The organism is Ruegeria sp. CE6 (assembly GCF_056537485.1).
Genome location: NZ_JBQFRR010000001.1, coordinates 771,027 through 786,489, shown reverse-complemented (window position 1 = coordinate 786,489; position 15,463 = coordinate 771,027). Strand labels below are relative to the sequence as shown.

Annotated in this window: 10 protein-coding genes; 3 read left to right on the top strand and 7 right to left on the bottom strand. The window is 53.0% G+C overall.

Annotation, left to right across the window (positions count from 1 at the left end):
- Positions 1–82: 82 nt before the first annotated feature.
- Together ACR0DK_RS03835 and ACR0DK_RS03830 are read right to left on the bottom strand one after the other, a co-directional pair.
- A complete protein-coding gene (locus tag ACR0DK_RS03835; RefSeq protein WP_480734815.1) occupies positions 83–1,054 on the bottom strand; it encodes a prephenate dehydrogenase/arogenate dehydrogenase family protein in 972 nt (323 codons plus the stop codon).
- Between the two features lie 147 nt (positions 1,055–1,201).
- Positions 1,202–2,848 carry a hypothetical protein gene (locus ACR0DK_RS03830; RefSeq protein ID WP_170565409.1) on the bottom strand — a complete coding sequence of 549 codons (1,647 nt, stop codon included), beginning with the start codon at positions 2,846–2,848 and terminating at the stop codon, positions 1,202–1,204.
- 450 nt (positions 2,849–3,298) lie between these two features.
- Here ACR0DK_RS03830 and ACR0DK_RS03825 point away from each other — a divergent pair, with 450 nt between their 5' ends.
- Complete coding sequence (locus ACR0DK_RS03825; RefSeq protein WP_255611849.1) at positions 3,299–4,693, top strand: alpha/beta fold hydrolase; 1,395 nt, start codon at positions 3,299–3,301, stop codon at positions 4,691–4,693.
- A gap of 483 nt (positions 4,694–5,176) precedes the next feature.
- Here the strand turns inward: ACR0DK_RS03825 and ACR0DK_RS03820 are convergent, their stop codons facing one another.
- From ACR0DK_RS03820 to ACR0DK_RS03810, 3 genes are all read right to left on the bottom strand, one after another.
- Positions 5,177–6,007: a HupE/UreJ family protein gene (locus tag ACR0DK_RS03820; RefSeq protein ID WP_480734812.1), complete on the bottom strand. Its 831-nt coding sequence runs from the start codon at positions 6,005–6,007 to the stop codon at positions 5,177–5,179.
- Between the two features lie 155 nt (positions 6,008–6,162).
- On the bottom strand, positions 6,163–6,993 hold the full coding sequence (locus ACR0DK_RS03815) for a peptidyl-prolyl cis-trans isomerase (RefSeq protein ID WP_480734810.1): 831 nt from the start codon (positions 6,991–6,993) through the stop codon (positions 6,163–6,165).
- Between the two features lie 158 nt (positions 6,994–7,151).
- Positions 7,152–9,074: a DUF3604 domain-containing protein gene (locus ACR0DK_RS03810; RefSeq protein ID WP_223117011.1), complete on the bottom strand. Its 1,923-nt coding sequence runs from the start codon at positions 9,072–9,074 to the stop codon at positions 7,152–7,154.
- 711 nt (positions 9,075–9,785) lie between these two features.
- On the opposite strand from ACR0DK_RS03810, the gene ACR0DK_RS03805 reads away from it, so the two are divergent.
- On the top strand, positions 9,786–11,561 hold the full coding sequence (locus tag ACR0DK_RS03805; protein ID WP_170565392.1) for an amidohydrolase: 1,776 nt from the start codon (positions 9,786–9,788) through the stop codon (positions 11,559–11,561).
- 438 nt (positions 11,562–11,999) lie between these two features.
- Positions 12,000–12,701 (top strand): hypothetical protein, encoded by a 702-nt coding sequence (locus ACR0DK_RS03800; protein ID WP_170392770.1) that lies wholly within the window; start codon positions 12,000–12,002, stop codon positions 12,699–12,701.
- A gap of 171 nt (positions 12,702–12,872) precedes the next feature.
- On the opposite strand, the gene ACR0DK_RS03795 is transcribed toward ACR0DK_RS03800, so the two are convergent.
- Both ACR0DK_RS03795 and ACR0DK_RS03790 read right to left on the bottom strand, forming a co-directional pair.
- Positions 12,873–14,390, bottom strand: coding sequence for an ABC transporter permease (locus ACR0DK_RS03795; RefSeq protein ID WP_170392769.1), 1,518 nt, complete (start codon positions 14,388–14,390; stop codon positions 12,873–12,875).
- 10 nt (positions 14,391–14,400) lie between these two features.
- Positions 14,401–15,450 carry a quaternary amine ABC transporter ATP-binding protein gene (locus ACR0DK_RS03790; protein WP_170565386.1) on the bottom strand — a complete coding sequence of 350 codons (1,050 nt, stop codon included), beginning with the start codon at positions 15,448–15,450 and terminating at the stop codon, positions 14,401–14,403.
- Between the last annotated feature and the right edge of the window lie 13 nt (positions 15,451–15,463).

The following is a 15,463-nucleotide window of genomic DNA, read 5'->3' as shown; positions in this document are numbered from 1 at the left end:
GGATGTTTTTGGAAAGGCCTTAATGAAAAAGGCCTGTTCGCCCGACGCTTTCACTATGCGTTGTTCGAGATCCGATAAGTATTCAATGTCCGTTTTTGTTGTTGGCGGTGTAATCAAATGCTGCCTCCAGCTCTACACTCAGACTTGCGGCCATATCAAAAAACCGTCGTCGCACGGTCTCGGCGTAGGGATTGGCCTTCTCAATCGCTTCGAATACTTCTGGCGCATCGTGCTGAACCATGGAAATCGCCTCAGACAGCAAGTCAAAACTCTTCGTGGTCATGCGCGTTGGCAGCGGTCCCATTCGCAGAAGCACTTTGGCGATGAGGTGCGTGAGCCCTTGAACTACTGCCGCTTCTTGGTCGTGATCTTCTGGTGTTGTCATGATGACAGTCAGACCCAGTGTCTTGCGCAAAAACGCAGCAAGTCTGGCATGTTGCCTTCCCTGAATGGGGCAGACGGCAATTTTCAAACCCTTAATACCTGTCGCAGCACTCTGAGGACCAAACAAGGGGTGGGTCGCGATTATGTCTACATCGTTCGGTAGCCGCCGCCGCATGATTTCCGAGGGAACTACCTTTACTGAGCCTACATCAACAATCAGCGCGCTGGGCTTACAAGCAGCCGCGATCTCGCTGACAACTTGCTCAAATGAGGACACTGGTGCAGCAATGAGGACCACGTCAGCCTGCGATACTGAGTATAATGATGACGGACGTACTCCGAGTTGCTTTGCGGCCTTGGCAACGTCTGGGGACGGATCGTAAGCAGATATTTCGAAGTGCTGGCTAAGATGAAGGGCTGCAAGCTGTCCGAACGCACCAAACCCCACGATACCTAGTGAAGTGTTTTGATTTCTTCTGTTGTTGTTCATTTTTCGACCTTTAAATTTGCCGCCCGGCACAAGGTCGATTGTTTGTTGACCGCTGTCAGGGGCAGCGGAAACTAATGATGAAGCACCCGCAGCTATCGAAGCTGAGGATAATAGTCTTGGAGTGCAAAGAACGATTTCATCATGACAACAGCGATAAGACACCCGAGAGAGCAGAGTCAACGATATTGCTGCATAGCGGCAATCGGCTAGGGCGCTGCGTTTTAGAGTTTTGGATTCTATGCGGCCGTTCGACCAACTCGATTTGAAGCCCGCATTGCGGGTAAAGTAGATGTTGCTTTTGACGCAGACTGTCCTTCTGGCAGCCGACTACTCGGCTGCCAAAGCCTTGTGCCGGCAATAACATGATGCTTTGATTGGCACTTCGGCGCGGGCAGCGGCCTTGTCCAGTTGTAGTTTTATTTGGGGCGCTTCAACCGTTTCACCGCGCCGAGTTAGGCATTCGTACAAGCCGTGCAAGCTCCAGACATTGCCTGGGTGCTGGCAGGCCCGGCTAAGCGTTGCATCCAGACCAAGGTCGGCGCGATAGACGCTTTCCGCTTCCACCATATGGCCTTGCTCCAATAATAAAGCGCCGAGCGCATGCCGAGTGGGCTGCATCCAACCCCAGGGTTCGTCATAGGGCAGCGCATCATCAATCTCGACCGATCTGCGCAGATGCTCGAAAGCGCTCTCGTGCTCTCCCTTGTGATAGGCTAGCTCACCTAGCATCATTTGCTCAGCAACCTTCAAGATGTCGAGGCACGTGTTGTTGAACAGCATTCTGGTTTCAGGCACCTGATCCAAAGCTTCATAAAACTTTACCTTTTCACCATCGGCTTCAGTGATCTTGTGCTGGTTCGCCAAGGCAACGGTTCGCGCGTACCGCATCATGGCGGTAGTGACGCAGAAAAGCTCTTCATCCACTGGCAGGTCCTGATCGAGTATCTCTTGCCAGCGTCCGAACCGGATCAGAACATGTTGCTTCATAGGGATGAAACCTTCGAACCAGTCGGCCATAGGGCGAAGGGTCTCCGCAGGTAATGTCGCAATCAATTCTTCCGCCGCTTCTATCGCTGCACTCGGTTGTCCGAGGAACATCGCTCCGTAGATCTTGAAGTGGTAATTGTGGCAGCGATAAACGGAGTAGAAGTTGTCGGGGCCTTCGTGCTTCAGAAACTTCCTGTCGGCAACGATGGCCGCTTGATTGCGAAGCACCACGTTCATGTAGTCACCGCACAAAACGTCGACATGAGTAGGCATATGCAGTAGGTGCCCGGCGTCCGGAATCAGTGTGCTGAGCGCATCGCCATGGCGCAGCGCCCTTTCGGGGTGTGGGGACATTTCCATCAGATGGATATACATGTGCAGAAGCCCAGCATGTTCCCATGCGCCAGGAAGAGAGGAGAACGCTGTGTCGAGCACGCCAATTGCCTCAAGCGTGTCTGCGCCTTCGGCTGGCTTCCCGGTCGGTAAATCCCAAAGCTGCCAAGGCGTCCGGTTCATGATAGCCTCGGCAAGGACGGCGCACACGTCCAGATCATTGCTGAATTCGGCATGGACTTTGCGCATTGCGGTAGCAAAGGCATCATTCCAGGGTCTGAAATCCTCTACGTCTGGCGAACTCGGATAGCGGGATGGGATCGCCTCGATCAAGGCACGTTCAATTGGTGTCAATCGATCTAAAAGCGCGGTAGCGGCTTCGATTGATGCACTTGCCAATGCGATGCAGTCGGGCTTCTCGTCGTCCTCAAAAGTTTCCCAAGGCTTGTTGTAGTTAGGTCCGATGCAATACGCGATGCCCCAATGCGCCATCGCACAATCGGGGTCGGCGGCAAGAGCCTTTTGAAAGCAAACTATCGCCTCTTCGTGATTATAGGCATATGTCCACGCCAAGCCCCGATCAAACCATCTCTGAGCGTTATCTGACGACGTTGAAATCTTACGAGTGTAGTCGCCGAGGTCGTAGTACTCCATCGGGATTTTCCCCCACTAAATTCGCTAAGTTTATCATGGAACGCCTTGAGTCGATAGCGACGCCGCAATTTGGCGAGAAATGGAGTACCTGCTCATTCTTTTAGCTGATTTGCGCTCACTGTTGTCATGTGGGCGCTTCTGTCTGATGACGCCTGTCTTCGCTATGCGGTTCTTGGCTGTCTCCGGTTCGAGGTTTCAGTCTTTCAGGTCCGGTTCTTCCGTCTGCGTAAGCTCATCAAGATCGAGGCAAGGACAGAGACTCGGACAAAACGGCCTTTCGCAAAAAGACGTATCTGCAGGCACTTTACGTGACTGTATCTCCGATTTTCCGACTTTTAGAGACCTTGCGAACGGTAATCTCGAAGCAAAAAACACGCCTTCTGACAAGTTATCGATTCTAACATCTTATGGGCGTGGTAGAGTTTTCGAGCAATCTTGCGGGAAATAACCATGAGCCAACGTCGCCTTGCTGCAATCCTGTCTCTCGACGTCGTCGGCTTCAGTCGGATGATGCAGGGTGGCTCAAAGGCACTGCTCAAAACACTGAACACGCTGTACCGCGATTTGGTGACACCAATCGTCGGACAGCACCATGGCCGGGTGGTCAAACTTCTTGGCGATGGGGCACTAATAGAATTTCCGTCAGCGAGTCACGCACTCGAAGGGGCAATCGCGATTCAATCCCACCTTAGAGAGCCAGACCATCCATATTTGGTTCCAGAACGCATTCAGCTTAGAGCAGGCTTGCATGTAGGCGATGTCACTGTGGACGGTGAAGATATCTTCGGAGACGGCGTAAACATTGCGGCACGTCTCCAAGCGGCAGCTGAACCCGGTGGCATTCTGGTCTCAAAAGTACTCTGCGATCTTGCCGGGTCGGATTATGCCAACCGATTGCACAGAGAGGGACTGCGGACACTCAAAGGTATTGCACAGCCGATTGAGGTATTGTCGATTAATTTCACTGATGAAGGTGTATCAAAGTCACGAGTTGATTTCGCCAAAACACAAGAAATCCGCTACTGTCAAACTGATGACGGCATTAGTCTGGCTTGGAGCGTAGTGGGTGACGGATCCCCGGTTGTTAAAGCACCAAGTTGGATTGGACATCTAGAACTGGACTGGCGCAATCCTGCGGTGGCTCCAATTTGCACTTCGGTTGCGCAACATCACCGACTAATTCGATTTGATGCACGGCTCAACGGTCTTTCTGACTGGGATGCAGAAACTTGCACGTTCGATAGGTTCGTCGATGACTTGGAAACCGTTTACGACACGGCTGGTTTAAAGCGCGCGCCAATCCTTGCGATTTCACAGGGGTCTGCTGTAGCCGCCGCCTTTGCAGCCCGTCGACCAGACCGGGTCTCGGCAATTGTTATGATCGGTGGTTTCCCAGTAGGACGAGCAAAACGTAAGTCTCCGAAGGATGTGGCGCGGGCTCTGGCTATGAAACACATGATGACTGCAGGGTGGGACGACGAGTATCCGTCTCTACGCGATTTGATGGCGCAGATCATTGTGCCAGGCGCGAGCCAAGAAGCCCGGCGGCAATATGCAAAAGACATGAGCCAAATGATCTCGCCCGAAAACATGGGACGGTATCGCGATGTGATCGACCAAATTGATATCCGGCAAACATTGTCAAAGGTTGAGGTGCCGTGCCTGGTTTGTCATGCGACGGGAGACAGGATGCAACCGGTCGATCAGGGGCGACTGTTCGCTAAGGGATTACCCAACGCGAAGTTCATCGCCTACGAAAGCTCTAACCATGCCATGCCGGACAACGACCCAGAGTGGCCGCGTTTCGAGAGAGACGCATTGGCTTTCTTAGCAGAACACAAGTGAAAGGTTATGTCAGATTAACTAGGCTTCACCGTGGCACGGGATGGCGTTTGGGAATGACCAGACCAAACTCCGTCAAGTACTTCAAAAGCATTCCCGAGGTCATTCGCCCAATCGTGATCCTGGTAGGCATCGACCGCTATCCGGCGATTGAAGTAGTGGTTTGCTTGGTCCGCAGGGGAACTGACCACTCAACCAAAGATCGCTTCATATTAAACCCGTTAAACATCGCTTGTCGTTTGTTTTATCCCATTTATGGCGAGCGGGTTTGAAGGTGCTGGCTGAAGTATGAGTACCCGATCCGCAGTTTGTACAGGGAGCAACTATGGCCGCTTAGGTAAACAAACGTTGGGCATGCGATGAAGTGGGCTTTTGTTCGCAGCCTATTCTGCGCGGTTGCACCTGCATCCGGTCAATTTGCGCGCTTCGCAATCGACTAGTGCCTTGAGCCGATCTACCACCTCAACGACATCGAGGTTTAGCGCTTTAGAACCCACTTATGCGTTCTATGAGCCAGTACATCGATACTGACCCGATGCCATAAGCGGCAATCACAGTCGCCCTTTGGCTAACTGGACGTGCCATCAATCGCCAGATCGCGACAAGAAGTGCCAAAGCTCCGACAAAGCTCAACTGACCAGCTTCGACGCCTAGGTTGAAGGCAAACAAGGCTGCAGGAATATCGTTGGAGGGAAGTCCTATCTCGGCCAAAGCGCCTGCAAAACCAAGGCCGTGCAAAAGCCCAAATCCGAAACAAACGATCCAGGGCTTTTGTTTTGAAAGTCGAAAACGCCCGTCACCGCCCTTAACAATTTCCATTGCCAAAAAAACGATAGAAAGCGCAATGACGGCCTCGACCGGCGGGCCGGGGACATTCAGAAATCCCAGCGTTGCCAGTGCCAGTGTTATTGAATGTGCCAAGGTGAATGCCGTGATTGCCCCCGCCAGTCTCCACGGATCAGGGACCAAAATAAATAGGGCGAAGACGAAGAGCAGATGATCCCAACCTTCTAGTATGTGTTCATAACCCAACTGAAAATAGGCTATGAAAACAGACCATGTTGTCTGTTCAAAAGGTATGTTTTGGATGGCAGCATCCGGGGTGAAACGAAGCGTGGCAGGCTCGGAGTGCAGAGGATGCACACGGACCAAAACGTCGTTCTTTTGTGCCGCCAGTCCGTCGATCTCGATGGATTGGCCCGCGATCTCAGCACGGCATTCGACAACCCAGGAAGAAACCCACGCTCGCCCATCGGAGATTGGGTCAGGGCCGTGTGAGGGTGTACAGCCATCCGGTAACACCGCATCAATCGCCATTGGTTGACCATAAACATCTGGTTTTCGCCAATGAACACTCCAAGTGTCCGTAGTGATTTGTCGAATTTCCAAGTATCCCGGATCAAGCGCATGCGCGTTGGCGTACCCCGTGGGCCACGTGAACAGCAGAGCAAACATCAAGCTGAAGATGAAGTTCATTTGACCTGACCTGTGAGATCGGGTGCTGTGATCTCATAATTGTCGGCAAGAGCCTTGTATTGCGCCTGCGCCAAATCTTCGCTCATGGCGCGACGCCAATCACGAAGCACCACACTGTGGATCTCTTGCAAGCGAGGTATCCGGCTTGGTTCAATGGCAAGCACTTTCACCAGATGGATGCCGTAACCCGATTGGACCGGCCCCATCCACTGGCCTTTTTCGAGATTGGCGAGACCATTGGAAAATCCGGTTCCAAAGACCGAGTCGATTACCCGTGTCGCGGTTAGGGGCATTGATGCAGGCAGCAGTGTCGCGCTTTCCAAGCCGGAAGTCTCTTGCTCCGCAAGCAAGGCGGCCAGTGCCCTTTCAATCTCGGTCTCACTTGGTTCTTCACCAAGAAAAACTTGAGTGAACGCGACCTTATTGGGTGTCGCGTAGCGGTCCGCGTTTTGTTGGAGAAAAGCCTCTAGATCTTCGTCTTCTGGAATAACTGAAGCGGCGATGGCTTCGGTCAGAAAATCCATCTTTTGGCTCAGCCGCGACCTGATCACGCTATCTCCGCGTTCCAAGCCAAGTTTTCTTGCTTCTCTAACTAAAACTTCTTCGCGAATTGAAGCGTCGACCAACGCTTGTAGCTCAGAACCGCTTGGCTGGCGTTTCCACCTTGCTTCGAACTGTGAAGCTAACAGCGCGGCATCACTTTCGCTTATCGCTATCGTCTCCGGATCTGCAGCGGCGTCGTTATCTGGTGATATTATGTGGAACCAAATGAATATGGCAGCTCCGATCAAGAAGAAATGGAACAGAGGTTCTTTCACTATTCGCATGAAGGCTCCTGCGTGAAACGCGATACGGCATTATGTTTTATGCTGGCATCAGGCAGTTGAATAACACAAGGAATTGCAACTCAAGGTGCGCCGCTTATCATAAGAGCGTCCCGAGTTAGTGATTGCGACCTGGGTCCCCAAATCTGCACGAAGTAAGGTCACTCTGCCGGCGTGTACCAAATCGGCGAGGAATACGCGCGCTCCTGATGCGTAAGTACCGCATCTTCCGGCAGCTCCGCACCAAACCTCAGTTTGTCGTACAACACCCAGCGTGGGGTTGGGATTTCGAGCGCACGTACGTAATAGAATGCCCGCGCATTTGGATCGAAATCAGGATCAGACCAAACGGTTACCAGTTCGGCGGTTCCAATTGTATTGGTCCAGCTGGCGGTTTCCAGATCCACGGTATTCCCAACCGCAGGGATCTTGCCGTTTTGATCGGCAACACGGTTGTCCGACCATGCCACGTCATAGACGTTTTCCTGCAAAGCACCTTCGGAATCGAGCCATCCCTTTATCACCTGTACACGATCCAGGTTGGCCCCGACCGGGTCGCGCAGAGCAGCGATCAGGAATGTGGGCGGACCTTCACCCTCGCGAGGTCGCAGATCCGAACCCATTGGAACACCTTTTGTGTAGCCCACATCCGCAAGGAAGCGAGTTTCAACATCAGCGTCATCGAAATCCCATCCGCCAAAGAACCGTAGACCAATCCGCGGTCCAGTGCTCGCGTAGGTTTCGCGCCGCTTGAACGCATCGAAGATCGCAGCGCGAGTATTGTCGGTCGCCCAAACGGCCGTGTACCCGGAAGCTACAAGGAGGTCGCCAGGAATTTCGCCAAGATCGTTGGCGATGAAAGGATGCTTTATTCTCGTGGCCGAAGGTTCAACGCTGACGGATTTTCCGAAGAAGTTGTCTTCCTCAGCAGTTGCCAGAGACGTATGGCTGTCCGTCGCGCCACCCATGCCAAACTTATATGGGTTCACGCCGAACTTATCTTCCAACAACAAACCGCGCTTCAAGGCTTCTCGGGCGTACTCGCCGGCCAGCATGTCATCAGTTTTCAGCTCGGTTATGTCGAGGTTGCCAACGTCCCAGTTTTCGTAATCCGCGAATTCGTCGTCGGGGCTCAGATAGGGGTGCGCTTCGCCATCGCCCTTGATCTGAGTGACTTCGTAATGGGGTTCCCATTTTGCGCGGGCAGCCACATATTCCTCGTCGACCTTGCCACCGTGATAGGTGTCTTCGGTCGGGAACATCCATCCGTTCGACAGGTTGCCATTATGGGCGAAAGCTACCGCGCGACCACCCGTTTTTTCTTGATAGTCATCTAGCCATGAATACAGCGTTCTTGGGTCGGTATCACCAAAGGGCGGTTGCGTGACTGGCGGCACCATCTGAAGCGCCCTGATGGGCCCATCGCGCAGCATAACATTCCGGTGCAGGTTGAAGCCCTTGGGTACGGAAGTCCACTCGAACCCTATGAACGCCGTGAAATTGCCGGGGTCGTTATGTTCTTCCGCAGCCAGAACGATTTGCTCCCATGTAAAAGCAAAAGCGTCAGCACCCGGGCTGTAGGAGTCCAGAAGGACTTCTGGCAGGGTCATTTGCGAGAAATTGGTAATGATATCGAACGCCGCTTTGCCGGCCTCTTCGCCGCCTGCCTTGTAACCTTCGTACCATTCCAAACCTTTCGGATCGGCAAGAACGCCTGGCTTGCCAGCCTGAAGGTCAGGGGCGAATCCCATTAGGTCAGTGTGATCCGTGAGAACCATCCAGTCCAAAGGCCGGGCCAGTCTTACTGGTTGACCCGTTGAAGAAGTAACCTGTTCACCTTTTGCAAAACGCCATGCTTCATCAGGCAACAGAGTGTTCCCAAAAGCACCTGCGTCCAGCGAAAGCCCGGTGTGAAGATGCGTGTCTCCCCACAGCGGTCGCTCGGGGAAAGTGCGTTCGGCATACGGGGAATACGGTTGATCTGAGAACAAGCCTGCCGCGGCTTCTTCACTTGGAACAGCATCTGCAAGGACAGTCGATGATGCCAGCCCTAGTGAGATAGAACAAACAAAAGCTCGAAGCATGTGGAACTCCTAAATCAAGATAGCTCGGTGGTGCCGATGATCTGCAACTCAAGAATTAATATTCCTATTTCTCTATATAACATCAATTTTCCGTTTGTGGGGATATTCCGCTTTTGGCATTGTCACGGTGGTACACTTAGGAGTTTGTCTGAAGAAGTTGGTCTAACAATAACTCCATAAGCCATCTCCTAGATTGTTGTGCTCAACATCGATAACGGAAGCTTTAGAGAAATTGCGACTCAGCACCGTTAGGATTGGCAAATGCTCGGCCGCCCTCCATTGCAGCAGCCATCTAACTTTAAGATGAAGGCCTGAGATGGATCTTGGGATGATTTAAGATCAGCAACTCGCCGCAGCCCAAACCAGGCCTTCAAACCTGCGCCTTGCAATTCTAGCTTTGCAGACTTTGCCGCTATTAGCGATTAACTGTTTTAATTTCCGCTCTCAGATCAAAGAAGAAAGCAAAAAAAGCGGTCAGGCTAAGGAAAGCTGACCTTCGACGACCCGGAGCTGAAGGCCCCGCTTGCGGACAAAGCAAGGGTAAATTTCAGAACTGAATCGCGGTAATTTAAGTTGCTAATAGTATCAAGATATTCAACGCTGTGCATCAGATGGGCGCGCGCGCATTGCTCGGAAGCTTGCTTGAGGGTCCCGTTCAGCCAATCCCTGCGTTGGCGAGGATCAATGTTTGCACAATGATTGGATAGCCCCATGGCCTTCTCATTTCGCTTCCTGTTAGCGCCCGTTGCATTAATCGCCCTTGCGACGACGGCAGTACACGCTCAAACCGCCGACACCATATACACCAATGCGCAGGTCTATACGGTCGACCCTGAACAAGAATGGGCCCAGGCGTTTGCGATTGAGGATGGACGTTTCATTGCTGTCGGTTCAGCAGAAGAAGTCGTTGCGCTGGCTGGGAGCGAGACTGAAACGATCGACCTTGCGGGTGCGATGGTATTGCCGGGCCTTTATGACATCCATGTTCATTTCCGCAATTGGTACGTTGCTGCGGCATTGTCTGACGAGGTGATCCTACTCCCGGGCGATGCCGACCCGGAAGCGGCAACGGAGTTGATTCGCGAATTTGTAGCTGCGCGCCCAGATCTCGAATACCTTTTTGGATCTGGATTGGCCAACGAGTTGTTTGATGGAGAACCGAACACTACTTGGCTTGATGAGGCAGTCTCTGATATTCCGGCCTATATTATCACTGCAACCGGGCACGAGGCAGTGCTGAATACACCGGCGATGATCGATAGCGGTATTGATGTCGATACACCGGACCCACGGAACGGGATCATTGTGCGGGATCCAGAAACAGGAGAAGCAACAGGCTACATGAAAGAGGCCGCGATGGGTCTTTACGCGATGCCATTTCTACGCGGGCTGGATATCGAAACCCACGTTGATGGCGCAAGGGACGTGCTACACTTGCTTGCCTCAATGGGTGTGACATCTGCCAGAAACATGCATAGCGAATTGATAAATGTGCAGGCGCTACATCGGCTTGCAACGACCGAGGGGCTTCCGATCAGGGTTAGTGTGGCGTGGACCTACGATTCTCCGACGCGGGCATATCAATCCGTGGAAGACCAACGTGCTGCAATCGACACGTTTCAAGACTTGATCGCGCCACGGCTGGACCCAACCTTTATTAAGGTCAATATCGATGGCATTCCGACTGAAACCGGAGCGATGCTGGAACCTTTCCTGACGAACGCCTCGAAAGCGGAACAGTCCCAATCTGACGCGGTTTCAAAGTATGATCCTCTTGCTTCTGGTCAGGGCGACTATGGGCTAATCTTTTTCACCGAAGAGGAACTTGTGGCCGACATTATCCGGTTTGAAGAACAAGGTATGAAAGGCATGGTTTTCCACACTGTGGGTGATCGCGGTGCTAGGCTTGTTCTGGACGCAATGGAAATCGCACGAAACCAACTCGGCGAGCTGAAAGGCCGCTACCAGCTTGCCCATTCGTTTTTCATATCGGAAGATGACATGCCAAGACTGGTAGAACTCGATCTGACACCGGAATTCTCGCCAGTACTATGGTTTTCGAACCCCCACAACGATGTCGTCAACCGCGTGGTTGGCCCGGAACGCGCGCAGAGGGTTTTCCCAATGCGCTCTGTGGCTGACGCCGGAGGACGGGTCGTTATCGCTTCTGATGGTCCGTTGTTCATGCAGACCCCATTGGCATCGATCGAGGCGGCCGTGACCCGTATCGATCCTGTGGCTGACACGAGTCCACCCGATCCTGCGGTGGGCCAAGCGATCACGCTGAAGCAGGCAATTGATGCCCGCACAATCAACTCTGCATACTTGGATTTTGCGGAAGAAGAGCTTGGCTCAATCGAAACCGGCAAGCTTGCCGATTTCATCGTGCTTGACCGCAACCTATTTGAAATTCCGATCTCGGAGGTCAGTGAGACGCAGATATTAAAGACGTTCGTCGAGGGCGAGATGGTTTTTGAGGCCAAATAACGTTTTGATCTGAGTTTATTTAACTCACTGGCAGCAAGGCTTCCGAAAGAGACGCATGGTCCAGGCTCTCTTGGGGGTTACAAGGCCATGCGCTTGTGAACGCACCGGGTTCAATTCGGCAAGGCCGAGCGCCTGTACAAGTGTTTGTTTCAAGGCACGCCTTCAACCATGTAATTCTCGCTTTCCGTGCTTCTTTTTCATTGGCAAACCTTGCGTCATTGGGCGCGATGGGCTCGAGGCACGTGTTTGGCAAACTTGAATAATTGGCTGTTAAGCAGACAAAAGCTGCCGTTGATCGTTCAGTACGATCGGTACTCAAAAAACTAGTCGGTGGGCATTCTGAGAAAGCCGCTATCGCACCTTCTTCACTTTCTGGGTTGTGCTTTTGATCACAACGAGTGTCTCATCTGCTTGTAATATGTTCGTTGGATCTTAGCCGTGTTCGAAGCGCCGACATACCTCGCGATAACATCGATTGCAGTCATTGGTACTGTTCACGTCTTCTGCGTGTCTTTTTTCCGCAGATTCCCGGCCCCGGCAAGCTGGCTATCTGATTTTTCATCAGGGATCGGACTTGGCTATGCTTTCCTTTTCTTGCTGCCAAAAATCGGTGAATTGTCAGCCGGTTTAGCTGCAACCGGGAAATGGGAACACTCGCTGTATGGTTACTCTCTGCTAGGATTTCTCGCTTACTACTTGTTGGAAGCCGGTCGCGAGATAGGGGTCGACAACAGGTTGTCTCTTGGCTTGGATACTGTGGCACTCGGAACCTATAACTGCTTGCTTGCCATTACAGTCATGCAAGCAACCGCAACTTCGCCTGAACTGTACGTCATAGGAACGTTGGCCTATTCGCTGCATTTATTTGGAGTGAATATTTATCTCTATAAAACCCACCCCGGGCATATGTCTGGATGGCTACGTACATATTTTGTCGCTTCACTTACGGTCGGCATATTGATCGGTCTCAACGCGGACAAAAGTAGCATGCTCTATTCAATCGCGACCGGGTTAACGGGGGGCGTGATTATAGCTCTATCTCTTCGGGTTAAACTGCCCGATCGTTCTTCAATGAATACAAAGGCTCTTTTGATTGGTGTGGTGTTCGCTGCGGTCGCAGTCGTTGTAACCCGGTACTGATCCGAGGACACTATTGGACTTTTCTTTAGATTAATGCACCGGATGTTTCTCAGCCTTTTTTGAGAGGTATGGGCAAAGCATCGGATTGCTCTTCAGGCAGCGCCCTCTACCAATTGGCTTTGAAAACACACTTAGAACTTCAGTCGGATGATCGTGCGTTTGCCACAATTGTTATTTTCGTCCGGCCACAATCCGATCCAAGATTAACGCGCAGAACAAGATTGCCAAACCGGCCAGAATTCCTTGTCCCGCCGCTGCGTATTGCAGTGCCTCTAGCACGTCCTCGCCCAAACCCTTGGCGCCGATCAGCGAGGCGACAACAACCATTGCCAGAGACATCAGGATAGTCTGGTTCACACCTGCCATGATGGTTTTGTGCGCCAAGGGCAGGTCTACCCGCCATAGCAGGTAACGAGGCGTTGCTCCAAAGGCCAAAGCGGCTTCCCGCACAGTTTCAGGGACTTGCTGCAGGCCAAGTACCGTAAAGCGGATTACCGGAGGGCTACCGAAAATCATGGTTGCAACTACGCCTGCAGGCTTTCCAGATCCAATAAAAGCCACCACCGGGATCAGGTAGACGAAGGAGGGCATTGACTGCATGAAATCTAGAATGGGCCGCACGATGGCAAAAGCACGTGGGCGACGGGCGCAATAGATACCCAATGGAATGCCCAGCGTGATCGAAATCAGCGCCGCGGCGCCCAACAGGGCGATTGTAGTCATCGCCTTTTCCCAAAAATCCAGCAGGCCTAGATAGGCCAGCGCGGCTCCGGTGAAGATCGCCACACGGGGACCAGCCGACAGGTAAGCCAGCATGATGATCACCAAAGCTACGACCGGCCAGGGGGTATCGACCAGCACAACCTCGATCCAGTCCAGCAGGGTGCGCATACCATAGGTCAGCCCATCAAAGAAGCCGCGCCCGGCAGTCTTGGTCCACTCGAACACCGCTTGCACACCATCGCCTACGTTCAGACGCCAGTCCCGGTTGGTTGGGAAGGTCTTGAGCACAGCCACCGCGTCCGGTTGTGCAAATTTGATCATAGACAGGATCACCACCACAGCGGTCAACGCCGTTGCCACAATCAGCCGAGAGATAGACCAGCCATGGGCTACACTTGGGTCTGAACGCCAGCGCGCGAATTGACCTTCAAGCGTCCAGTTGGCCAGCGAAGCAGCTAAAAACTTGACTGCCAGCAGAAGGGCGATCCCAATGATCAGATACGTGACACCGGTAGAGTCCGCTGTGCGTGCGGCCTCCTGCGCGCCAGCCAGAGCACCTTCAAGTGATTCCGCCGCGCGTTTCAACGACTCCAACGTGGTCGACCCGGATTGCTCCGCCGCTGCAATCTGCTGTCGGCGCAGCTCCAGTGTCTGCTCGATCTGTATCGCCCGCTCGCGGAACTCGCGCCCAAGATCACCAAACAAACCCAGACCGATCTGGATGTAGGCCAGCGTTTCCAAAACCAAAAACCCGAGAAACCACGACCACAGCCCGCGTGCACCAAACCAGATCGGCCCGAGGATTGCTGCAGCTGTGTTTAAAGTAAAGCGATAGCCTGGGGCCTGCATCATGTAGGCGAAGGTCTTCTGGTAATAGGCGTTCCCCTGACCGACAAAATCTCCTATTAGCCCATTCAGACGGTCGGCGGTTTCCGGTTGGATCTGTTGCGTATCAACATGTTTCATATCGTTGCCCTTACGCCTGACTGTCCTGAATTGCGCGGATCAAACCCGCACGGTTAATAACACCTACCGTCTGGCCATCCTGCGTTACGGCTACGACTCCATGTCCGTCCACGCAGAGATTCATCAGGTCGGACAGATCCATATCTGGGTGAGCCTCTTTGGCATCCTCCGGGAGTTCGCCGTGATGCGCCTCGAACTCATCGACCGGTTTCATGACCGCATGGGCGAAGATCATATTGAGTTTCGAAATCCCCGCCACAAAGTCGGCCACATAGTCGTCAGCGGGGTTGAGTATGATCTCTTCCGGTGTGCCGATCTGCACGATGCGCCCGTCCTTCATGATCGCGATGCGGTGGCCGATGCGGATTGCTTCATCCAGGTCGTGGGTGATAAACATCGTGGTTTTGTTCAGCTTGTGACTGAGGTCCATGAACTGATCCTGCAACTGCTTGCGGATTAGCGGGTCTAGGGCCGAGAACGGCTCATCCATCAAAAGGATTTCAGGGTCTGCAGCGATCGCACGGGCCAGTCCCACGCGTTGTTGCATACCGCCTGACAGCTCATGTGCGTATTTGTCTTCCCAACCGTTCAGCTCGACCAGCTCCAGCACCCGGTCGGCCTCTTCCCAGCGGCGTGCTTTTCCGGTTCCGCGAATTTCCAGCGGCATTGCTACATTGTCGCGGACTGTGCGGTGAGGCATCAAGCCAAAGTTCTGGAACACCATCGCAACGCGCCGGTTACGCAGATCGCGCAGACCTTCATCGTTCAGGCCCATCACATCCTCGCCATCCAGATAGATATGGCCGTCAGTGGGCTCCAGCAGACGGTTCACATGACGCACAAGGGTCGATTTACCCGAACCCGACAGGCCCATGACGCAGAACAGTTCACCTCGTTCGATCTCAAAGCTGGCATCAGCCACGCCGACAACGCAGTTGAAGCGTTCCAGCACCTCAGCCTTGCTCAGGCCCTCGCTGTGGATAGCGTTCAAAGCCTCCTGCGAGCGTGTACCGAAAACTTTCCACACGCCTTTTGCGTCGATTGCTATTTCCGCTGTCATATTGGCCCCATTG